Origin of the sequence: Rossellomorea aquimaris (assembly GCF_000935355.1) — a bacterium.
In the GTDB taxonomy this organism is placed as follows: domain Bacteria; phylum Bacillota; class Bacilli; order Bacillales; family Bacillaceae_B; genus Rossellomorea; species Rossellomorea aquimaris_B.
This window is the reverse complement of sequence record NZ_JXZC01000010.1, coordinates 116,912-139,608: the sequence shown is the minus strand read 5'-3', so window position 1 is coordinate 139,608 and position 22,697 is coordinate 116,912. Positions and strand designations below refer to the sequence as shown.

At 40.9% G+C, this 22,697-nt stretch carries 20 protein-coding genes; 11 read left to right on the top strand and 9 right to left on the bottom strand.

Annotated elements, in window-relative coordinates:
- Positions 1–282: 282 nt before the first annotated feature.
- The 8 genes from TV75_RS18510 to dnaA form a co-directional block, all read right to left on the bottom strand.
- Positions 283–1,371, bottom strand: a complete 1,089-nt coding sequence (locus TV75_RS18510) for an HD-GYP domain-containing protein (RefSeq protein WP_052504617.1) — start codon at positions 1,369–1,371, stop codon at positions 283–285.
- A 135-nt stretch (positions 1,372–1,506) separates the two neighbouring features.
- Positions 1,507–4,041, bottom strand: a complete 2,535-nt coding sequence (gene gyrA / locus TV75_RS18505; protein ID WP_044340283.1) for a DNA gyrase subunit A — start codon at positions 4,039–4,041, stop codon at positions 1,507–1,509.
- A 108-nt stretch (positions 4,042–4,149) separates the two neighbouring features.
- Positions 4,150–6,066, bottom strand: coding sequence for a DNA topoisomerase (ATP-hydrolyzing) subunit B (gene gyrB, locus TV75_RS18500; RefSeq protein WP_044340293.1), 1,917 nt, complete (start codon positions 6,064–6,066; stop codon positions 4,150–4,152).
- A 48-nt stretch (positions 6,067–6,114) separates the two neighbouring features.
- Positions 6,115–6,369 (bottom strand): extracellular matrix regulator RemB, encoded by a 255-nt coding sequence (remB, locus tag TV75_RS18495; RefSeq protein WP_044340282.1) that lies wholly within the window; start codon positions 6,367–6,369, stop codon positions 6,115–6,117.
- A gap of 9 nt (positions 6,370–6,378) precedes the next feature.
- Positions 6,379–7,497 (bottom strand): DNA replication/repair protein RecF, encoded by a 1,119-nt coding sequence (recF, locus tag TV75_RS18490; protein WP_044340281.1) that lies wholly within the window; start codon positions 7,495–7,497, stop codon positions 6,379–6,381.
- A 17-nt stretch (positions 7,498–7,514) separates the two neighbouring features.
- Positions 7,515–7,733, bottom strand: a complete 219-nt coding sequence (gene yaaA, locus TV75_RS18485; protein WP_044340280.1) for a S4 domain-containing protein YaaA — start codon at positions 7,731–7,733, stop codon at positions 7,515–7,517.
- 220 nt (positions 7,734–7,953) lie between these two features.
- On the bottom strand, positions 7,954–9,090 hold the full coding sequence (dnaN, locus tag TV75_RS18480; protein WP_044340279.1) for a DNA polymerase III subunit beta: 1,137 nt from the start codon (positions 9,088–9,090) through the stop codon (positions 7,954–7,956).
- 205 nt (positions 9,091–9,295) lie between these two features.
- Positions 9,296–10,642: a chromosomal replication initiator protein DnaA gene (gene dnaA, locus TV75_RS18475; protein WP_044340278.1), complete on the bottom strand. Its 1,347-nt coding sequence runs from the start codon at positions 10,640–10,642 to the stop codon at positions 9,296–9,298.
- 675 nt (positions 10,643–11,317) lie between these two features.
- Between dnaA and rpmH the strand changes: the two genes are divergently transcribed.
- From rpmH to TV75_RS18420, 11 genes are all read left to right on the top strand, one after another.
- Entirely contained in the window at positions 11,318–11,452 is a 135-nt protein-coding gene (rpmH, locus tag TV75_RS18470) for a 50S ribosomal protein L34 (protein WP_034764748.1), read from the top strand.
- A 165-nt stretch (positions 11,453–11,617) separates the two neighbouring features.
- A complete protein-coding gene (gene rnpA, locus TV75_RS18465; RefSeq protein WP_044340277.1) occupies positions 11,618–11,992 on the top strand; it encodes a ribonuclease P protein component in 375 nt (124 codons plus the stop codon).
- A gap of 135 nt (positions 11,993–12,127) precedes the next feature.
- Complete coding sequence (gene spoIIIJ / locus TV75_RS18460; RefSeq protein ID WP_044340276.1) at positions 12,128–12,916, top strand: YidC family membrane integrase SpoIIIJ; 789 nt, start codon at positions 12,128–12,130, stop codon at positions 12,914–12,916.
- Positions 12,913–13,530 (top strand): RNA-binding cell elongation regulator Jag/EloR, encoded by a 618-nt coding sequence (gene jag / locus TV75_RS18455; protein WP_044340275.1) that lies wholly within the window; start codon positions 12,913–12,915, stop codon positions 13,528–13,530. Before spoIIIJ ends, jag begins: the two co-directional genes overlap by 4 nt.
- A gap of 379 nt (positions 13,531–13,909) precedes the next feature.
- Positions 13,910–15,295, top strand: a complete 1,386-nt coding sequence (gene mnmE / locus TV75_RS18450) for a tRNA uridine-5-carboxymethylaminomethyl(34) synthesis GTPase MnmE (RefSeq protein ID WP_044340274.1) — start codon at positions 13,910–13,912, stop codon at positions 15,293–15,295.
- Positions 15,296–15,354: 59 nt separating this feature from the next.
- On the top strand, positions 15,355–17,247 hold the full coding sequence (gene mnmG, locus TV75_RS18445) for a tRNA uridine-5-carboxymethylaminomethyl(34) synthesis enzyme MnmG (protein ID WP_044340273.1): 1,893 nt from the start codon (positions 15,355–15,357) through the stop codon (positions 17,245–17,247).
- A 21-nt stretch (positions 17,248–17,268) separates the two neighbouring features.
- Positions 17,269–17,985, top strand: a complete 717-nt coding sequence (rsmG, locus tag TV75_RS18440) for a 16S rRNA (guanine(527)-N(7))-methyltransferase RsmG (RefSeq protein WP_044340272.1) — start codon at positions 17,269–17,271, stop codon at positions 17,983–17,985.
- A gap of 127 nt (positions 17,986–18,112) precedes the next feature.
- Positions 18,113–18,976 (top strand): nucleoid occlusion protein, encoded by an 864-nt coding sequence (gene noc, locus TV75_RS18435; RefSeq protein ID WP_044340271.1) that lies wholly within the window; start codon positions 18,113–18,115, stop codon positions 18,974–18,976.
- Positions 18,977–19,420: 444 nt separating this feature from the next.
- Entirely contained in the window at positions 19,421–20,182 is a 762-nt protein-coding gene (locus TV75_RS18430) for a ParA family protein (protein ID WP_044340270.1), read from the top strand.
- On the top strand, positions 20,175–21,014 hold the full coding sequence (locus TV75_RS18425) for a ParB/RepB/Spo0J family partition protein (RefSeq protein ID WP_044340269.1): 840 nt from the start codon (positions 20,175–20,177) through the stop codon (positions 21,012–21,014). Before TV75_RS18430 ends, TV75_RS18425 begins: the two co-directional genes overlap by 8 nt.
- Before the next feature lie 118 nt (positions 21,015–21,132).
- Complete coding sequence (locus TV75_RS18420; RefSeq protein WP_044340268.1) at positions 21,133–21,846, top strand: DUF554 domain-containing protein; 714 nt, start codon at positions 21,133–21,135, stop codon at positions 21,844–21,846.
- 56 nt (positions 21,847–21,902) lie between these two features.
- On the opposite strand, the gene yyaC is transcribed toward TV75_RS18420, so the two are convergent.
- Positions 21,903–22,523, bottom strand: coding sequence for a spore protease YyaC (gene yyaC / locus TV75_RS18415; protein ID WP_044340267.1), 621 nt, complete (start codon positions 22,521–22,523; stop codon positions 21,903–21,905).
- Positions 22,524–22,697 lie beyond the last annotated feature (174 nt).

The following is a 22,697-nucleotide window of genomic DNA, read 5'->3' as shown; positions in this document are numbered from 1 at the left end:
TCAAGGTTCAATGTGTAAGTGCTCCGTTTGAAGCGACCTTTATAATATATCATTTATCGTTATTATCGTCAAGGTTTTTTTACTATTTTAGAAAAGTTTTTTCTGAAACATTTATGTAATGCCTTTCGGACAACAAATAATATTATACATACTATTGGACATGTTTGCAAGAGGTAAATCTAAATAAATAAACCATAGATTGGTTTACCACTCCATGGCTTACTTAATACGTTCATTTAACTTGTTAATATAGGATTCTTTAAACACCACTTATAAAAATTTCTAAACAAGAACTTCTGAAATATAAATCTCTTTTTGCTGAGACAGGTCTAAAAGATCTTCCGTTTTGTTTATTTTTACGATGGGCTTAGTAAAAGCACCAGGCTTGGTGTACATGACTTCTCCGTACTGGCCGGTGGAGAGTCTTACTGAGGTACCCGTTCTTAGGTCTCCCAGTAGTTGAAGAAGACTATTGACCACTTTGATATCAAATTTACCGAATAAATCCCCACTGATCATATCCAGTACCTTGAATACCGGCTGCTTGCTTCTATATGTTCTTTCTGAAGACATGGCATGAAAAACATCGGCGATTCCTACAACCTGGGAGTAAAGATGAATACGATCATTTTTCTCGTATGCCGGGTAGCCGGTACCGTCAAATCGTTCATGATGTTGGAAAATCGCCAGTTTTGTCTCTGTTTTTAATAATGGCGTATCTTTAACCATCCTGTATCCGTTGGCTGTGTGAAGCTTTATTTCTTTAAATTCACTCTCTGATAAAGGTTGTTCTTTCGTTAATATGTGGGGACTTACCTTGGCCATGCCACAGTCTGCCAGGGCACCCGCTAAAGCCAGCTGGTTCACCTGACCTGAATTCAAACCTAACTTCTTACCTAGGAGGGCACTAATGATCCCCACTGAAATGGCATGATGATAAATATAATCTTTTTCCGTTGAATATTGATGGAGAGAGTGCACATATGTATGGTTACGTTCTACCATTTGAATAACCGGGAGTATTAATTCTCTCACTCTTGCAACATTCACAGCAATCCCTGATTGCCAGTTCATGAATTCTTTCTTATATTCCCTGATAGTCTTTAAATAGAGGTCAAAGAAACCGACTGGCTCATTCATCCCCTTTTCCTTTTGTTCTATTTCCATATTACTAGAGGGTGAAGTCCTGAGTGGGCGTCCATTCGCTTTTGCATTCTCTATTATGAGCTCAGTTATATGAAACGCTTGAAGGATTTTCAAATGCTCTTCTTCAAGTACTGTATTCTTTGGAATGATAGGACTCGCTGCCATTCCCATAACATCTTCTGCTACAATGGATCCCAATTGTACCTCTCCGCGATGTACCTTCAACTATCGACACCTCACATCAAACCTTATTTTTATAGTTTATTTTACCAAATTTGACAGCTTATAGATATTTATTTCAAAAAAATAAGCTATTTCCAGAATGAAAGTTTCATTACTGGAAATAGCTTATCCGTTTATTTATTCTTCTGTATCATCACTTACATCTTCAGTGGATGTTTGGTCTTCGCTATCCGGTTGTTCAATTCCCTCAGCAGTTTCAACTGGTGCTTCCGTTTCTTCTTCATCTTCTTTTTCAACTTTGGCAACTGTTGAAACAAATTCGCTTTCTTGAAGACGGATCAGCTTGACTCCTTGAGTGTTACGACCTGTAGTGGAAATATCATTCACGTCCATACGGATAAGGACACCATGTGCTGTGATAATCATTAAGTCTTCTTCACCCGTAACAGCTTTAACAGAGACAAGCTCTCCATTCCGTTCCGTCACATTACATGTTTTTAATCCTTTACCACCACGTGTTTGAACTCTATATTCACTGGCAGGAGTACGTTTACCGTAACCATTTACGGTTACAACTAAGACATCGCTCTTCTCTTCCAGGATCTCCATTCCAACAACAATGTCATCATCACTTAGGTTAATTCCTTTTACCCCGGTAGCTGTTCTTCCCATTGAACGAACATCCGTTTCAGGGAAACGAATGAGCATACCTTTTTTCGTTCCGATGATCATATCTTTCTCTCCATCGGTAAGTTTGACGGAAATAAGCTCATCGTTTTCTCGAAGGTTAATGGCGATGAGGCCGTTCGTACGGATATTGGCGAAATCAGATACCGGCGTACGTTTTGAGATACCCTGCTTGGTTGTAAAGAATAAGTACCAGTCGTCCACGAATTCTTCCACTCGAATCATGGCGTTGATCCACTCATCTTTTTCTACCCCAAGGAGGTTGATGATCGGAAGTCCTTTAGCAGTACGGCTGAATTCAGGAATTTCATATCCTTTCGCGCGGTATGCTTTTCCTTTGTTTGTAAAGAATAGAATCGTATCATGGGTTGACGTTGTCAGTAAGTGTTCAACGAAGTCTTCATCATTGGTACCCATTCCCTGGATCCCTCTTCCTCCTCGCTTTTGACTGCGGTAGGTTGAGACAGGCAGGCGCTTGATGTATCCGTTATGAGTAAGGGAGACGACAATGTTTTCTCTTGGAATTAAGTCTTCATCTTCAATATTCTCAATTCCACCCGCTACGATTTCTGATCTTCTTTCATCATTGAAGCGTTCTTTGATTTCGATAAGCTCTTCACGGATGATTTCAAGAACTTTTTCATCATCTGCCAGGATCGCTTTCAATTCTGCAATCTGCTTCACTAGTTCTTGATACTCGTCTTCAATTTTTTCCCGTTCTAATCCGGTTAAACGTTGAAGTCGCATATCCAGGATCGCTTGAGCCTGCTTGTCAGAAAGGGAGAAGTTCTCCATCAAACCTTGTTTCGCAAGTTCTGTTGTTTGAGATCCGCGAATAAGGGCGATAATTTCATCAATATGATCTAAGGCGATTCGTAAGCCTTCTAAGATATGAGCCCTTGCTTCTGCTTTACGTAGTTCGAATTCCGTTCTACGACGAATGACCACACGTTGATGCTGTAAGTAATGATATAGACACTCTTTTAAATTCAATACCTTAGGCTGCCCATCAACGAGAGCCAGAAGGTTAATACCGAAGCTTGTTTGAAGTGCCGTTTGCTTATATAGATTATTAAGCAAAACGTTCGCATTCGCATCTTTTCTTACTTCAATTACGATACGCATACCATTACGGTCTGATTCATCACGTAAATCTGTAATGCCATCAATCTTCTTATCACGAACAAGATCGGCAATTTTCTCGATCAGCCTCGCTTTATTAACTTGATAAGGAATTTGATGAACGATAATCGTTTCTTTCCCGTTGCTTTTTTGTTCAATCTCCACACGGGCACGCATCGTGATGGAACCTTTACCTGTTTCATAGGCGCGACGGATCCCGCTTCTTCCTACAATTAATCCAGCAGTTGGGAAGTCAGGTCCGTAGATGAATTCCATCAGCTCTTGAATCGTAATATCAGGATCTTTACTTAACGCAAGGATTCCATCAATGACCTCTCCAAGATTATGAGGTGGAATATTCGTAGCCATCCCTACAGCGATACCTGAAGAACCGTTCACTAACAGGTTAGGGAAACGGGCAGGTAATACTTCCGGCTCTCTCTCGGTACCATCATAGTTATCTTTATAATCAATTGTATCTTTATTAATATCACGAATGAGTTCCATAGAGATCTTGGACATACGTGCTTCTGTGTAACGCATGGCCGCAGCTGCGTCTCCATCAACAGAACCAAAGTTACCATGACCGTCTACAAGCATGTAGCGATAGTTAAAATCCTGTGCCATACGCACCATCGTGTCATAAACAGCAGAGTCACCATGGGGGTGATACTTACCGATTACTTCACCGACGATACGGGCTGATTTCTTGTATGCTTTATCAGCAGTCATCCCCAGGTCATTCATCGCATACAAAATACGACGATGTACAGGTTTCAGACCGTCACGGGCATCCGGTAGTGCACGGGAAACGATAACACTCATCGCATAATCCAGGAAAGACGAGCGCATTTCACTACTTATATTAATCTCTTTAACATTCGATCTCGGTGTTTCTGCCATAGTAAAAGGGACCTCCTTTTAAAGAAAGATTTATACCTTTCTCATTCTTTACCTTGTCCGCTATGTAAAAGACAGGATAGCACGCATGTCTATCCTGTTTATTTTATTTTAGATATCCAAATTCTTAACGTAAGCTGCGTTTTCTTCGATGAAGTTACGTCTCGGCTCTACTTTGTCACCCATCAGGATATCAAAGGTTTCGTCAGCCTCAATCGCATCTTGAAGACTTACTTGCAGCAGGGTTCTTGATTCAGGATCCATCGTCGTTTCCCAAAGCTGCTCAGGATTCATTTCTCCAAGACCCTTGTAACGCTGGATTCCAGGTTTAGGTGTCGGGGAGATTTCTGCAAGGATGCGATCCAGTTCTTTATCATTGTAGGCATACTCGATTTTCTTCCCTTGTTGAATTTTGTACAAAGGAGGTTGAGCGATGTAGATGTATCCTGCTTCAATGATATTTCTCATGTAGCGATAGAAGAACGTCAATAATAGCGTGCGAATATGGGCGCCATCGACATCTGCATCGGTCATGATCACGATTTTATGGTATCTCGCTTTAGCCAGATTGAAGTCTTCGCCAATCCCTGTCCCGAGAGCTGTAATGATCGCACGGACCTCGTTGTTTGAGAGGATTTTATCCAAACGTGCCTTTTCTACGTTGATGATTTTACCACGCAGAGGGAGGATGGCTTGGAAGTGACGATCCCGGCCTTGTTTAGCAGATCCGCCGGCTGAGTCACCCTCAACCACGTAGATTTCACTGATGCTCGGGTCTTTAGAAGAACAGTCTGCCAGTTTACCAGGTAAGCTCGAAATTTCCAGGGCACTCTTACGACGGGTAAGCTCCCTTGCTTTTTTCGCAGCCAGACGGGCACGTGCAGCCATTAGTCCTTTTTCCACGACTTTTCGTGCGACAACCGGGTTTTCAAGTAAGAACGTTTCTAAATGCTCTGAGAAAAGGGAATCTGTAATCGTTCTTGCTTCTGAGTTACCGAGCTTTGTTTTTGTCTGACCTTCGAATTGGGGATCAGGATGTTTAATCGAGATAATCGCTGTTAATCCTTCACGAACATCTTCCCCTGAAAGATTCGCATCGCTCTCTTTAAACACATTATTTTTTCGGGCATAGTCGTTAATGACCCTTGTTAGAGCCGTTTTGAATCCGGACTCATGGGTCCCGCCTTCATGAGTATGGATGTTATTGGCGAAGGAATAAAGATTGCTTGCGAATCCGTCATTGTATTGAAGGGCGATTTCAACGGTGATATCATCTTTCTCACCCTCAATGTAGATCGGTTCTTCATGAATGACTTCCTTCGAACGGTTAAGGTGCTCAACGTAGGACTTGATTCCACCTTCATAATGGTAGTCCCTTCTTTTCCCTTCTCCGCGCTTATCTTCAATACTGATCTGGATCCCTCTGTTTAAGAACGCCAATTCACGAATACGGTTTGCAAGTGTGTCATAATCGTATTCCGTCGTTTCAGTAAAGATTTCAGGATCTGGAGTGAAGTGAATGATCGTTCCCGTTTTATCCGTTTCTCCAATCACCTTAAGATCAAAGCTTGGAACACCTTTTTCGAATTTTTGATAATAGATGTTTCCATCACGATGAACATGGACTTCAAGTTCTGTGGAAAGAGCATTTACAACTGATGCCCCAACCCCGTGAAGACCTCCGGATACTTTATATCCGCCGCCTCCGAACTTACCACCCGCGTGAAGGACCGTCATGATTACTTCAACGGCAGGACGTCCCATTTTTTCGTGAATACCGACAGGGATACCACGTCCATTATCTGTAACAGTAATACTGTTATCCTCTTCGATGATGACTTCGATTTCATTACAGTAACCGGCTAACGCTTCATCGATACTGTTATCAACAATCTCCCACACCAAGTGGTGCAATCCTCTTCCGCTTGTTGATCCAATATACATACCTGGTCTTTTCCGAACGGCCTCTAATCCTTCTAAAACCTGAATCTGATTTTCATCATAGGATTGACCTTGTTTTTGTTCCATAGCCATACTGATTCACCTACACTTTCTAACCTTCAGGGCTTTATATTTCTATAATAAATTCTCGTAGTTTGAGTATTTCTTTGATCGCTTCTTCAACGTACTTGATGCCAGTGGTGAGAGATACAACTGATTCGTCGTGATAACAAGAGATTTATATGAACCCTTTGCTAGGTTGCAAAGGTTATTATCTTTCGTTTTTAGAAAATGTTGAATTTCCTCTGAAAATTGAACGGTGTCTCGATCAATAATTGCGATGATTTCATCTGTACGTACCATGACATCTTCTCCAACATGTATGTACAAGGTAACACCTCATTTCAATCTTTTCATTGATCCGGCTTCCACTTCGAACGTAGTCGCCTCGTTTAAGGTTTGATGATCAATACCATCCACGTTTGTCGTGGTGACAAAGGTTTGAACTTTCCCCTGAATGGTATTTAATAAGTGGGACTGACGATAATCATCTAATTCAGATAAGACATCATCCAGAAGTAAGATGGGGTATTCTTTAATTTCAGAGTGAATCAGCTCGATTTCTGCAAGCTTCACAGAGAGGGCTGTTGTCCGTTGCTGCCCCTGCGATCCGAATGTTTGAACATCCCTTCCATTCACAATAAATTGAAGATCGTCCCGATGCGGCCCGACCAGGGTCACACCGCGATCAATTTCCCGCTCGCGGATACCATCAAATTTCTGCTCATATATATCTACCATTTTTGACCATTCTTGATTATCTGATACATCCAAAGACGGTTTATATACGATTTCCAAGGTTTCTAAGTTCCTTGATATCCCGGAATGGATCGGTTTTGCCCAACTTTCTAACAGTTGAACGAACTCAAAGCGCTTTTTCGTAATTTTTACAGCCATCTCAATGAACTGTTCCGTCAAGACATCCAGCATGGTCTGGTCTTTTTGTTTTCTCGTTTGCAATTGTTTCAGATAATGGTTCCGTTGCTGTAATATTTTCTGATAAAGGCTGATATCATGTAAATAAACAGGAGAAACCTGACCGATTTCCATATCAATAAAACGACGCCTTACTTGAGGGCTCCCTTTAACTAAATGGAGATCTTCAGGCGCAAACATGACAACATTCATATTGCCGACATATTGACTTAGTTTCGATTGTTCAAGGTGATTACTTTTCGCTTTTTTTCCCTTTTTCGACAGGACAAGCTCCAATGGTAACGCACCATTATATTTCTGAATCCTACCTTTTATTTTAGCATATTCCTCGTCCCAACGGATTAAATCTTTATCATTTGAGGTCCGGTGGGATTTAGCCATTGCCAGTACATAGATAGACTCCATAATATTGGTCTTTCCTTGAGCATTCTCTCCAAGAATTACGTTCACCTTATTTTCGAAACTCACGTCGATTGATTCGTAATTTCGATAGTTTCTTAATTCTAATTGTTCAATGTACATGGAAATAACACCCTTTATTATTCTCCAGCAACCACAAATACTCCTACTTCCGGAATTTCAATTGTGTCACCAATTGTGAGTTTTCTGCCTCTTCTTTGGTCTTGTTCGCCATTTATGTATACCTCATATTCACTTAAGAACCATTTCGCCATCCCGCCGGACTGAATTACTTCAGCAAGCTTCAGGAATTGTCCCAATGTGATGATTTCCGTTTCAATGGTGATCTCTTTCGCCACTAAAATCACTACTTTCCGTATAAAGTCTCTAATATCTTATTTTACTCTAAATGGAGTTAAGTCACAACTAACGAAAAATCAGCAAGGACTCGTAGAGCAATTTGTCCTTGTCATCATTGGATTTTTCATTGAACAGACGAGAGGAATTCCTTCAATTACCAGATAAAGTGTAGAAAAAGAGCCAATACCCCTTGTGAAGGCATCGGCTCTTGTCTATTCGTTAATACGTTCTTACTGGAAGGATCAATTGAAGGATTGAATCATCATGAAGTGGTTTCAGTACGAACGGTCTCATAGCTCCGGTGAAATTCACATAGATTTCTGTTCCTTCAATGGCTTTTAACGCGTCCATCATATATTTCGCACTAAAGGAGATTTTCAATTCCTCTCCTTCAATGGATTGACTTTGTACTTGCTCGATGACTTTCCCGATTTCAGGTGTGTTAGATGAGATCTCTATCATCCCGCCATCAAGAGTGGAAAGCTTCACGACGTTATTTCTTCCCTCTCTTGCAAGTAAAGACGCACGGTCTATCGCTTGTAAAAATTCTTTCGTATTCAGTGTTAGTTCTGTCTTGGTATCAGAAGGAATCAATCGACTAGTGTCAGGATAATTACCTTCTAATAATCTTGAGAAGAATAATAGGTGTTTCGCTTTGAACAGTACTTGATTTTCTGTGATCACGATTTCAACAGGCTCTTCTGTATCATCAAGAATTTTATTCAGCTCGTTTAAGCTTTTCCCTGGAATGACAATATTGTAAGAAGCATCATGATTTGTTTCAATCGGTGCTTTTCTCATCGCAAGTCTGTGACTATCTGTTGCAATACAGCTCAGTTCCCCGTTTTCAATCTGACAGTTTACACCTGTCAAGATGGGGCGTGTTTCTGAGGTGGACACTGCAAATACGGTTTGTCTGATCATCGTTTTTAGAAGATCAGTTGAAACTTTAATCCCGTTTCCTTCTTCAATCTGAGGAAGATGTGGGTACTCTTCCGGATCTAAACCGTTTAAATTAAATTCCGCTTGTCCCGAACGAATAACCGTTTGGAAATGATTTTGAACTTCAATTTCCACTGTATCTTTAGGTAATTTCTTAACGATTTCACTAAAGAACTTAGCTTGAAGAACAATTCCTCCAGTTTCCATGATCTCTACAATTTCTGAACCTTCCTCCTCATTCGGAATAAAAGATTCAATTGAAATATCTGAATCACTACCTGTTAATGTTACGCCATCTTCCGTAGCGATGATTTTAATTCCCGTAAGAATGGGAATCGTTGTTCTTGACGTTACTGCTTTCATGACATCTTGGACGCTTTGCACAAGATAGTCCCTTTGAATAACAAATTTCATGATTTATTCCTCCAATTTGCACATAATTTTATGGACTGAATCATATACTAATAATTTATTTAAAAATAGTAACAGAAGTAGTAGGGCCTGTTGATATGTGGATAAGTGTGTGAATTCAACGTAAACACAGCCTATCCACATGTGGACAGACTGTGTGCTAGTTTGTCTTAGTTATTCACATTATCCAGTTTTTTTGTGTGTAAGATTAACTCTTTAAAGACTCACGAATTTCTTTCAGTTGCTGCTGAAGAAGAGCATCTGCTCCGAGTAATGTACTGATCTTCTCATGAGCATGAATGACGGTCGTGTGATCCCGGCCGCCGAACTCTTCTCCGATCTTCGGAAGGGAAGAATCCGTCATTTCCCTGGATAGATACATAGCGATCTGTCGGGGAAACGCGATGGACTTTGTTCGTTTTTTCGCTTTAAAGTCTTCCAGCTTCACATTGAAGTGCTCTCCAACGACACGTTGAATTTCCTGGATGGTAATGACCCGCGGTTTTGAGCTTGGAATGATATCTTTCAAAGCTTCAGCTGCAAGATCCGCATTGATATCTTTATTTATAAGAGAAGAGTACGCGACAACCCGGATTAATGCGCCCTCTAACTCACGAATATTTGAATCGATTTGATTGGCTATATAAAGCATGGCTTCATTTGGAATATCCAATCCTTCAGCCTTTGCTTTTTTTCGTAAAATCGCAATTCTCGTCTCGAGGTCTGGCGGTGTTATGTCTGTTATAAGACCCCATTCGAATCGAGAACGAAGTCTGTCTTCGAGTGTCGGTATTTCTTTCGGTGGCCGATCACTGGAAATGACAATCTGCTTGCTTTCTTCATGTAAGGTATTAAAAGTATGGAAGAATTCCTCTTGCGTTTGTTCTTTTCCTGCTAAGAATTGAATGTCATCTATTAATAAAACATCGACATTTCGGTATTTATTGCGGAAATCAACGGCTTTATTGTCCCGAATGGAGTTGATGAATTCGTTCGTGAATTTTTCGGAAGAGAGATAAACCACTTTAGCAGCTGGATTATGCTCCAGTACATAATGTCCGATCGCATGCATCAAGTGAGTTTTCCCCAGTCCTACTCCACCATAAATAAACAAGGGATTATAGGCTTTTGCAGGTGCTTCAGCCACAGCTAAAGAAGCAGCATGGGCGAAACGGTTGCCCGAACCGATGACAAAGGTGTCGAATGTATATTTAGCGTTCAGCATATTTTGATTGATATCCTGCTGATCATCGTCTTTCATCGATTTCTTTGGCGGTAATTGAATATCAAACTCTTCCGGCTCCTGGTTTTGTGGAATGATAAATTTCACGACCAATTCTTCGCCCGTTATATCATACAAAACCCCGGAGATTAATTGAGAGTAGCGTCCTTCTAACCAATCCCGCGCAAATTCATTTGGAGCTGTAATGACAAGAGTGTCCCCTTGTATGGAATGTGCCTTAGTCGATTTTAACCAAGTGTCAAAGCTCGGTTTGCTTATCTTTTTTTCGATGCTTTCCAAGGCTTTGCTCCAAAGATCCCCGATATTCTCCAATCCTGATCCCTCCTTTTCTCAGTTTGTATAACTTCTGTACAACGATTATGTGCTATAAAATCCGTTAACTCTCGTTATTTAATAAAAATACAATGCGATGAATGTGGAAAATATATATAATAAGGAAAGAAAATGGTTTTTCGACAATATCCACCACTTGTGGACAACGTTTTACAAACCCTCTGAATAAGTTACCCACATGATATCCACAAATTGTGGATAAACCAATTTCGTAAATAGAGTTATTAAGAGTGAAAACACAATAATCATATCAAAATATCCTTAGGGGTGCAATGCTTTTTAAATTTTATCCACAACCCGCGGCCCTTGTGGAATTGTTTTGTCCACAAGCTATGAACTTGTGAAAAAGTTGTCAATATGTGTTGTGGATAATTTAAAATGGTGTCGAATCCTATCCACAGGTAGGTTGAATAGAAAAATTGAAGATGATTTGTAGAAGGAGAAAGATCTAGAAGAAATTTAGTTAATTGATAGAAGGCGATGTTTATATAAAAACTTCATCCTCAGTAAGTTGATTGGAGCGGAAATTAACCAGCACTCCCTTGATGTAAAAAGAAAAATATTATGAGTGTTGACTTTTTATGGGTACCGTCTTTATAATAGTGAGGAATGTCTTTAACTTTTATAAAGATATCCTTCAGGGAGGTGTCATAGATGAAAAGAACGTTTCAACCAAATAATCGTAAAAGAAAAAAGAACCACGGTTTCCGTGCACGTATGAGCTCTAAAAACGGACGCAATGTTTTAGCTCGTCGTCGTAGCAAAGGAAGAAAAGTATTATCTGCTTAGACCACTGAACTGACTCAGTGGTCTTTTTTTTCCTTTATATCAAGGGGAAAGGCGATTTGGCTCGTTCTTATAAAGGATTAAGAGAAAAATTACTTATAATTTCAAATGAATGAGCCAATAATGTCGAGGATACATCAAGACAAAAATGAAAATTAGGTGTGGTCAATGCGGAAAGATCAGAGAGTGAAGAAAAATAAAGAGTTCCAGGAGATATTTAAAAAAGGGACATCCTTTGCAAATCGGCAATTCGTTTTATATCTATTGAAGAAAGAAGAGCCTCAACCGTTTCGGATCGGGATCTCGGTAAGTAAGAAAATCGGGAACGCTGTTTGTCGAAACCAAATAAAGCGATATGTCAGGCAGGCTTTCTTAGAGTTACAAGAAGACGTACTAGATCAGTACGATTATTTAATCATCGCCAGAAAACCGGCGGCCGAAATGAATTTTCATGAGGTGAAGGGCAGCCTCACCCATGTGCTAAAAAGAGGAAAAGTGTTGAAAAGACCCTCTAATGGCAAACATAATAGAAAGAAGTCATAACATTTTACGATATTGACAGGTTTCGTCATCACAAGCCTATGAAAAGATGTTACAATACGAGAGATTGTACTTTTTAAGTACGGGAGACCTGTTTTATATTTTACTTGAAAGATATTAGTTGGGAGGAAAATAAGGGTGAAAAAGAGAATTATAGCCCTGATGGGAATCATTGGGCTAATGGCTATACTATCAGGTTGTACGGAATACAATCAGCCTATCACACCTGAGAGTAGCGGAATATGGAATGAATACATTGTCTATCCTTTATCACAATTAATTACCATGGTAGCTGAGTTCATGAGCGGTTCTTATGGACTGGCAATTGTCATTGTTACATTGATCATTCGTTTAGCGATTCTGCCATTAATGATTAAACAAACGAAAAATTCAAAAGCCATGCAGGCTTTACAACCGGAAATGAAAAAGCTGCGTGAAAAATATAGCTCTAAAGATGCACAGACACAACAAAAACTTCAACAAGAAACGATGGCTTTATTCCAAAGTCATGGGGTAAATCCGCTGGCGGGTTGTTTCCCGTTAATCGTTCAGATGCCAATCTTGATTGGTTTCTACCATGCGATTGTAAGAACGGAAGAAATTAAAGCTCATAATTTCTTGTGGTTCGATCTCGGTAACCCGGATCCGTACTATATTTTACCTTTAGTAGCAGGTATAACAACGTTTATCCAACAGAAATTAATGATGGCGGGTACAGCGAATCAAAATCCGCAAATGGCGATGATGCTTTATATCATGCCAGTCATGATCATCATTTTTGCGATTAACTTCCCTGCAGCTCTATCCCTTTACTGGGTAGTCGGAAATCTATTTATGATTGTTCAAACGTACTTTATTAAAGGACCTGAAATCAAAGAAGCGCAAACCGCTAAAGCTGGTGGGAATTCGGGAGGAAAGAAAAAGTGAGAGAAGTAGAAGCGACTGGTCAAACGGTGGAAGAAGCCATTGAATCAGCCTTGTCTCAACTGAATATCACCAAAGAAGAAGCAGAGATTGACGTCATTGATCAAGGTAAAAAAGGATTGTTCGGATTGTTTGGAGGAAGACCGGCAGTCGTTCAAGTCAAAAAAGCGGTTGATCCGGTAAATGAAGCGAAAGATTTTCTTTTATCTGTTGCACATGAAATGGGAGTTAACGCTACCATTGAAGTGAAAAGAGATGGTAGAGATGTTGAGTTCAACATTTCCGGTGAAAAAATGGCTCTCTTAATAGGAAAAAGAGGACAAACGTTGAATGCCCTTCAACATTTAACTCAGCTGATTGCAAATCGGGTTTCCGATCAGTTCATCACCATCCTTTTGGATGCGGAGAACTATCGTGAAAGACGTAAACAAACGTTAACAAACCTGGCTGAACGTTTAGCAGAGAAAGCATTGCGCACAAATCGTTCCGTTTCATTAGAACCAATGCCTTCTTATGAACGAAAAGTGATCCATACAGCATTAGTCGATTCGAAGACTGTTGATACACATTCAGAGGGCAGAGAACCAAATCGCTATATAGTGATTGCTCCAAAATAATAATGGGAGACGATTCCTTTCGGGGGATCGTTTTTTTTTGCTGATTTCTCATATATAATTGCTATTTTTAAGAGGGATTAGTCTGTTTCTTCTATAGACACTTCTCTTATTGAGCCAACCACTTAAATATTCTTCCCCCGTCGATGCGTCCAGCCCTGTGGATTCTTATTTTCATCCCGGTTTATTGTTATTCACATGTGGATAAGTTAAAATAATAGAGATGAAGTATTGTCTTTGTGGATAACATTATTTGGTGGTCATTAGTTGGTTTCCTTTCTTTAGTATTAAATAGGATTGTGATATTCTAATAATTTGGGGAAACTTTGCTCAATACTAACATTTTTATATAAATAGATCAGCTATAAGAGAGGTGAATACGATGGAGTTTGATACAATCGCCGCAATTTCCACTCCAATGGGAGAAGGAGCCATTGCCATTGTGCGTTTAAGCGGTGATCAAGCCTTCGATATCGGTGATAAGGTCTTTAAGGGAATGAAGGGAAGCTCGATGAAAGAATTTGCTTCTCATACCATTCATTATGGACATATTATCGATCCGGACACAGATCAAGTGGTGGAAGAAGTCATGGTTTCTGTGATGAGAGGTCCCAAGACCTTTACCCGTGAAGATATTATAGAAATCAACTGCCATGGAGGACTCGTGTCGGTCAATAAAGTATTACAGCTCGTATTGAAAAATGGGGCCCGCCTTGCAGAGCCGGGTGAATTTACAAAACGGGCATTCTTGAACGGCCGGATCGACCTTTCCCAGGCAGAAGCGGTCATGGATCTGATCAGGGCAAAAACCGATCGGGCGATGAATGTTGCACTCAATCAAATGGAAGGACGACTTTCCAATTTGATTCGAAAACTTCGTCAGGAAATTTTAGAAACATTGGCCCATGTAGAAGTGAATATCGATTATCCGGAGTATGACGATGTGGAAGAAATGACGCATAACGTACTGTTGGAGAAATCGAGACATGTCCGGGATGAAATCGACCGTCTGGTACGAACATCAGAACAGGGGAAAATTCTTAGAGAAGGTCTTTCCACTGTTATTATTGGCCGGCCAAATGTAGGGAAGTCCTCTCTATTAAACAGTCTTGTTCATGAAAACAAGGCGATCGTAACCGATATCCCGGGAACGACACGCGATGTGATCGAAGAATACGTGAATGTACGCGGTGTTCCGTTACGTCTCGTCGATACAGCCGGGATTCGTGAAACAGAGGACATTGTTGAGAGAATCGGTGTAGAACGTTCACGTCAAGTATTGAAAGAAGCGGATTTAATTTTACTTGTGCTTAACTATGCGGACGAATTAACTCCCGAGGATGAGCAGCTTTTCGAAGCGGTTAGAGGAATGGACGTTATTGTCATCGTGAATAAAACGGATCTGCCTCAGAAGATTGATATAGATAAAGTAAGAAAACTAGCGGAAAATCATCAGCTGGTCACAACGGCTTTACTTGAAGAGCAAGGAATCGATGAGCTGGAAGAAGCGATTTCATCTTTATTCTTTGCAGGGTCCATTGAAGCGGGGGATATGACGTACGTATCCAATAGCCGTCATATCGCTTTACTTAATCAAGCGTCCCTTGCGATCAATGAAGCGATCAGTAGCGTAGAAATGGGCACTCCCATCGATATCGCTCAAATTGACTTAACCAGAACGTGGGAGCTTTTAGGTGAAATCATTGGGGATAGCGTTCATGAAAGTCTGATTGACCAGCTGTTTTCTCAATTCTGCTTAGGGAAGTAAACACCATTAAAATGTGGACGCATACCGCTTGCGATCCAACAAGGAGGAAAAATAAAACCATGCAATATGACGCAGGGCAATATGATGTCATTGTCATTGGTGCTGGCCATGCCGGAGTAGAAGCAGGACTTGCTTCCGCCCGTATGGGAGCTAAAACGTTAATGGTTACCATTAACCTGGATATGGTCGCCTTTATGCCATGTAACCCATCTGTTGGTGGACCGGCAAAGGGGATCGTTGTAAGAGAGATTGACGCTCTGGGTGGAGAAATGGGGCGTAATATAGATAAAACACATATTCAAATGAGAATGTTGAATACAGGGAAAGGTCCAGCTGTCCGGGCATTACGGGCCCAGGCCGATAAATTCCTTTATCAACATGAAATGAAACGCACGATTGAAAATCAACCGAACATGACCTTGCTGCAAGGAATGGTCGAGGAGTTAATTGTAGAAGATGGTGAATGTAAAGGTGTTGTTACGATGACGGGTGCCGCATACCGTGCGAAAACAGTCGTCATTACCACGGGTACATTCCTCCGCGGAGAAATTATTTTAGGAGATCTGAAATATTCAAGCGGGCCAAATAATCAGCAGCCTTCTATTAGATTGTCCGATCATTTACATGAATTGGGCTTCGACACCGTTCGTTTTAAAACAGGGACTCCGCCACGGGTGAATAGTTCGACAATCGATTATTCGAAAACTGAAATTCAACCGGGTGATGATATTCCACGTGCGTTCAGCTATGAAACGACGAAATATATCACTGATCAACTTCCATGCTGGTTGACATATACGAACGAGCACACTCATCAATTGATTGATGACAATCTCCATCGTTCACCCATGTACTCAGGAATGATCAAAGGAACCGGACCACGTTACTGTCCTTCCATTGAAGATAAAGTCGTCCGTTTCCATGACAAACCACGTCATCAGATTTTCTTAGAGCCGGAAGGAAGAAATACACAAGAAGTGTATGTGCAGGGATTATCAACGAGCTTACCTGAAGACGTACAGCAAAAGATCCTTCAAACCATACCGGGTCTTGAGGAAGTACAAATGATGCGTGCCGGGTATGCCATTGAGTATGATTCCATCGTACCCACACAATTATGGCCGACACTTGAAACGAAAAAAATCAAAAATCTGTATACAGCGGGACAAATCAACGGAACATCAGGCTATGAGGAAGCCGCTGGTCAAGGGCTTATGGCAGGAATCAATGCCGCTTGCCGTGCACTCGATAAAGATGAGGTCATCTTAAGCCGTTCCGATGCGTATATCGGGGTTCTGATCGATGACCTTGTGACAAAAGGGACGAACGAACCGTATCGTCTATTGACTTCCCGTGCTGAATATCGCTTGTTGCTGCGTCATGACAATGCCGATCTTCGTCTAACGGATATCGGTCATAAAATAGGATTGATTTCCGATGATCGATACGAACGATTTTCAGCTAAAAAAGAAGCAATCTCTGCAGAGAAAAAACGCCTTGAAGGAATCCGGATCAAGCCGACTGAAGAAACACAAGCTGTCATCCGTCAAGCGGGAGGCAGTGAGTTGAAAGACGGAATAGTAGCCGCGGATCTCCTGAAGCGTCCTGAAATGAACTATAGTCATATTAAATCACTCGTTCCAAGTGAAATCGAGCTTGATCCCGACGTAGAGGAACAAGTGGAAATTCAAGTGAAATATGAGGGCTATATTGAAAAATCTCTTCAACAGGTCGATAAAATGAAGAAGATGGAAAATAAACGCATTCCTGAGAACATTGATTACAGTGCGATCAGTGGTTTAGCTTCAGAAGCAAGACAGAAATTAATCGAGGTTCAGCCCCTTTCTCTGGCACAGGCTTCCCGGATTTCAGGAGTGAATCCTGCAGACATCTCTATTTTACTCGTCTATATCGAGCAAGGGAAAATTGCAAAAGTATCCGGTGATCAATAGAGGTAAAGGAAGGATAATTTCATGAATGTAAATGAATTTCAATCAATGCTTGAGGAGAAGGGGATCCCCCTTTCTTCTCAGCAATTAAATCAGTTTGAGCGCTATTATGAATTGTTGGTTGAATGGAATGAAAAAATGAACCTGACGGCCATCACTGAAAAGGAAGATGTGTATTTAAAGCATTTTTACGATTCCATCAGCGCAGCTTTTTATGTTGATTTCTCGCAGGTGACAACCCTTTGTGATGTTGGGGCAGGAGCTGGTTTTCCGAGTATCCCTCTTAAAATATGCTTCCCGCACTTACATATCTCAATTGTTGATTCCTTGAACAAGCGGATTACGTTCTTAAACCATTTATCAGATGAGTTAGGGCTTGAAAACACGAATTTCTATCATGATCGTGCGGAGACCTTCGGTAAAAACAAGGCTCATCGAGAAAAGTATGATATGGTTACAGCAAGGGCCGTAGCCAGAATGTCTGTTTTAAGTGAATTATGTTTGCCTCTTGTTAAAAAGGGCGGTTTCTTTGTAGCCATGAAGGCTTCAAACGTAAATGAGGAGCTATCCAATGCAAAGAAAGCAATCGGCATGCTTGGTGGACAGACAGATAAAATGTATTCGTTCATTCTTCCTGAAGAGGAAAGCGAACGTAATATCGTGAAAATCGACAAAGTGAAGGAAACGCCTAACAAATATCCCAGAAAACCTGGGACACCCAATAAATTACCGTTAGAATAGTATGAACAGTTCTCCTGCCTTCATGTTATTAATAAACCTGAGCTTGGATCATCTAAAGCATAGGCAGGAACTCTTCATATTTTAGAGAATATTATTAAAGGGAGTTTCTTAAAGGTGGTGTAGGAAGATGAAGCATCCTTTCTCTCGTTTTTTTGGCCTAGGTGAAAAGGAGCAAGATGTTGAATCTGAAGAATCAAATGTAGTGGAAGAAGATCGAGATGAAGTGAAAAAGATACCCGTCTCACAAATCATCCCTAATCGCTTTCAACCACGAACTGTGTTTAATGATGAAAAGATAGAAGAGTTATCCAGAACAATTCACACTCATGGTATCATCCAGCCGATTGTGGTTAGACAATACGATGATGAACAGTTTGAAATCATTGCCGGTGAACGTCGATATAGAGCCGTTCAGAAGCTTGGCTGGGAAACCGTACCGGCCATTGTAAAGAATTTGAATGATACAGAAACAGCATCTGTTGCATTGATTGAAAATTTACAAAGAGAAGAGCTCTCTCCTATAGAAGAAGCAATTGCTTATGGGAAACTGTTGGAGTTACATGATCTAACTCAAGAAGCCCTTGCTCAACGCTTAGGAAAAGGACAATCGACTGTGGCGAACAAGCTTCGTCTCCTAAAGCTTCCAGAAGAAATTCAATCAGCCTTATTAGATAAAAAGATTACAGAACGTCATGCCAGAGCTTTAATTCCATTGAAGAATTCTGAAAAGCAAATCCAGCTTCTTCAAGAAATCATTGAAAAGAGCTTGAATGTAAAACAAACCGAAGACCGGGTTGTGAAAATGCAAGAAGGATCGACTCAAAAGCCAAAACCTAAACGCAAAGCCTTCAGTAAGGATATGAGAATAGCTGTGAATACGATTCGTCAATCTCTTTCCATGGTATCAGACAGCGGAATCAATCTGGATTCTGAAGAAGAAGAACACGAAGAATTCTATCAATTCACTATTCGTATCCCTAAAAAAAAATAGATTCGTAGTCTAAAAGTGAGAAACATATCGGTTCGGTTTCTCACTTTTTTGTTTTGGTTCTTTTAGTAAACATTGTTGACATCGGTACAGAGAAAGTAGTAGTTGATTTCCGCTACAGGATGCTCGCTTTCCGCGGGGCTGGCGGTGAGCCTCCTCGGCTGCGCCTGTGGGGTCTCACCTGTCCAGCATACACTCGTTGACAGAGCCCCTGCGGATTATATGGTATAAAACAATAAACTTTGAGGAAAGAGCCTTGTTTGGTTCTGTCGATTCAAGGCAAATAGTGTCGTTTCGTGAGCAATGAACTACTCACGATTTCCTATTTATAGAAACACTGTTCTTTTTAAAAAAATTGACAAACAATTAACGAGGAATTTTGATAGAATAGAAGAATACTGTAAAAAATGTAGTCAATCTTAGGAAGTCAAAAGGTAGGTGACAACCTTGGGCAGAATAGTAGCCGTTACAAACCAAAAAGGTGGTGTGGGAAAGACCACAACATCTGTCAATTTGGGGGCTTGTTTAGCTTATATAGGGAAAAAGGTTTTACTGGTGGATATAGATCCTCAAGGAAATGGCACTAGTGGCGTTGGTGTGGAAAAAGGGGATGTCCAGCAATGTATATACGATGTGCTGGTGGATGATGTAGATGTCAGAGAAACCATCAAACAATCTAAAGTAGAGAATTTATCCATTGTACCTGCAACCATTTCATTGGCGGGAGCAGAAATTGAACTTGTTCCAACCATCTCCCGTGAAGTGCGTTTAAAGAAGGCGTTAGAGAAAGTGAAAGACGAATTTGATTATATTATTATTGATTGTCCACCTTCATTAGGACTATTAACAATCAATGCGTTAACAGCCTCGGATGCCGTCATTATCCCGGTGCAGTGCGAATATTACGCTCTTGAAGGATTAAGTCAGCTATTAAGTACAGTACGTTTAGTTCAGAAGCACCTGAATCATGATCTCATGATTGATGGTGTGTTGTTAACGATGCTGGATGCAAGAACCAATCTGGGTATTCAGGTCATTGAAGAAGTGAAAAAATATTTTCAAGATAAAGTGTATCGCACAATTATTCCACGTAACGTTCGTTTAAGTGAAGCGCCCAGTCATGGTGAACCGATTATCATCTATGATGCTAAATCCAGGGGAGCAGAAGTTTATTTAGAACTGGCAAAGGAAGTGGTGGCGAATGGCTAAAGGTTTAGGAAAGGGCATCAATGCTCTCTTTACCAATATCCAAACAACTCAAAATGAAGAGACCGTGCAAGAAGTGAGCCTGAAAGAAATACGGCCGAATCCATATCAGCCACGAAAAATCTTTGAGCCACAAGCGATAGAAGAATTAAAAGATTCGATCTTAGAGCACGGTATCCTGCAACCGATCATTGTGCGTAAAACAATCAAGGGGTATGAAATTGTCGTAGGGGAACGCCGGTATCGTGCAGCCAAAGCGGCTAAATTAGAATCGGTTCCTGTCGTGGTCCGTGAATTGAATGAGCAACAAATGATGGAGCTGGCCGTTTTAGAAAACCTTCAACGCGAAGATTTGACACCGATCGAAGAAGGCGCTGCTTATCAAATGCTCATGGATAAGCTAAAGCTCACTCAGGAGGAATTAGCGAAGAGATTAGGAAAGAGCAGACCTCATATTGCCAATCATATTCGCTTGCTATCCCTTCCCGCCCCTGTTCAGGAGCTTATTTCAGAAGGTAAGTTAACAATGGGACATGGACGTGCACTCCTTGGGTTGAAAAATAAAAAGAATCTATCAACGGTTGTGAATCGTATCCTTAAAGAATCATTGAACGTTCGCCAATTAGAAAAAATCATTCAAGAGCTGAATGAGAATGTTTCACGTGAAACAAAAAAGACAGAGCGTAAGGATGTCTTTATTCAGGAACAGGAATCCCTTCTACGCGAACGCTTCGGTACAACGGTCACGATTAAACAATCAAAGAAAAAAGGCAAAATCGAACTGGAATTTTTCTCAAAAGAAGATCTGGATCGTATCTTGGAATTACTGCAGTAGAATGAATGTGAAAGGGACTGACTTAGATGGTATTTCACGTACCGTTTAAGCCAGTCCTCTTCCGTATGGTACATAGAAAAATACTATTCTTCGGGAAATAATCATAAGGGGAAACGTCATGGTACTTTTAGGAACGTTAGTAAATGGAGCATGTATTATCATCGGTACTCTCCTGGGGAAGGTCCTTCACCGCATACCAGAAGATATGAAGGGAACCGTCATGAAGGCTATTGGCTTAGCCGTAATCGTCCTGGGATTACAGATGGGATTGAAAAGTGAAAACTTCCTGATTGTCATCATCAGTCTGGCTCTCGGCGCTGCCTGGGGAGAGTGGATGAATCTGGAGGACAAACTTAACTCATTGGGGAACTGGCTGGAAAGGAAGCTTGGCAGTAATAAAGAAACGTCCATATCCCAGGGGTTTGTTACAGCTACCCTTATTTTTGTCATTGGTGCAATGGCCGTCATTGGCTCACTGGATAGCGGCATCAGGGGTGATCATGACGTACTTTTGACGAAGTCGATCATTGATGGTTTTACGTCGCTGATCCTCACGACGACTTTAGGGATTGGTGTCATGTTTTCTGCGATTCCAGTCGTTCTTTATCAAGGCTTCATTGCTCTGTTTGCGACTCAGATTCATCAGTGGGTACCTCAGGAACTGATGGACGCTTATATTGTTGAAATGACTTCGACAGGCGGTATTATGATCTTCGCAATCGGATTGAATCTCATCGGTGTAACGAAAATCAGAGTCGCAAATTTACTTCCCGGTATCATTGTGGTGGGGATGATCGTTGGGATCATACATGCGTACCAGCTTTATATGTAAAGGGCGAAAATAAAGAAGGGAGATGACTCAGAACGTGTCTGTATCATCTCCCTTCTTTATTGCTGCAATTCTTCCCGCCATTTTTCAATGCTGACGGCATTTCTGCGTTCCACGGAATGACCTGCTAACACAATGGCTTCGGCAATGGTTTTAGCCATTTTCATGACAAGGTTTAAACGTGTATTTTGTAAAACAAAAAACTCCATGAATCCACTGACATTTACGATTCCTGTCAGGTGAATTTCACCTACTTCAGGCAGCTCTTTATTCACACCCGCTCCGGGCTTTAGAGGTCCTTCACTTAATTGGATAGCCCCTACGCTCTTTAACCGTCCAAGACACGCATCCACGCCGATGATAAATGGATTTATATGCTGGGAGGCTATCAGACTCAGTTTCTCTTCCAGATTCACAGCATGAATCGGATCATCCAACGTTCCATACACATGGAAAGGCTTAACGTTTTGTTCTTCGATTAATGACCCGACTAAAGGACCTAACGAGTCCCCCGTTGAACGATCGGTGCCGATACATACAAATACGATGGGCCTTGTACGATAATAAGTCGGAAGCAACGACGACAATTGAACGGAAAGATCCTGTGCCGCACTTTCTTCCTGATGAAGGACTCTAAAGGGTTCAGGTTTTCGTTCAAATAGTCCTTTTTTTAGATTCATCGCTTCCACTCCTTCGGATATGTTTAAAGGGAATCTTCCAGGGATCAACTTTATTTGTCCTTACCACCAAAATCATAATTTTTAAGTATTATCAGTATACGGACGATTTCTTTTTTTCATACATAATATGGTTGGATTTTTCATAAAATAAAAATTTTCTATAAACTATTTTAA

Bases quoted from the DNA above. Each gene is read 5' to 3' on its own strand.
- gyrA (WP_044340283.1), bottom strand. From the start codon at position 4,041: ATGGCAGAAACACCGAGATCGAATGTTAAAGAGATTAATATAAGTAGT.
- rnpA (WP_044340277.1), top strand. From the start codon at position 11,618: ATGCGGAAAGATCAGAGAGTGAAGAAAAATAAAGAGTTCCAGGAGATA.
- mnmG (WP_044340273.1), top strand. From the start codon at position 15,355: ATGCAATATGACGCAGGGCAATATGATGTCATTGTCATTGGTGCTGGC.
- TV75_RS18425 (WP_044340269.1), top strand. From the start codon at position 20,175: ATGGCTAAAGGTTTAGGAAAGGGCATCAATGCTCTCTTTACCAATATC.
- yyaC (WP_044340267.1), bottom strand. From the start codon at position 22,523: ATGAATCTAAAAAAAGGACTATTTGAACGAAAACCTGAACCCTTTAGA.
- noc (WP_044340271.1), top strand. From the start codon at position 18,113: ATGAAGCATCCTTTCTCTCGTTTTTTTGGCCTAGGTGAAAAGGAGCAA.
- recF (WP_044340281.1), bottom strand. From the start codon at position 7,497: ATGTACATTGAACAATTAGAATTAAGAAACTATCGAAATTACGAATCA.
- mnmE (WP_044340274.1), top strand. From the start codon at position 13,910: ATGGAGTTTGATACAATCGCCGCAATTTCCACTCCAATGGGAGAAGGA.
- rsmG (WP_044340272.1), top strand. From the start codon at position 17,269: ATGAATGTAAATGAATTTCAATCAATGCTTGAGGAGAAGGGGATCCCC.
- TV75_RS18420 (WP_044340268.1), top strand. From the start codon at position 21,133: ATGGTACTTTTAGGAACGTTAGTAAATGGAGCATGTATTATCATCGGT.
- gyrB (WP_044340293.1), bottom strand. From the start codon at position 6,066: ATGGAACAAAAACAAGGTCAATCCTATGATGAAAATCAGATTCAGGTT.
- dnaN (WP_044340279.1), bottom strand. From the start codon at position 9,090: ATGAAATTTGTTATTCAAAGGGACTATCTTGTGCAAAGCGTCCAAGAT.
- rpmH (WP_034764748.1), top strand. From the start codon at position 11,318: ATGAAAAGAACGTTTCAACCAAATAATCGTAAAAGAAAAAAGAACCAC.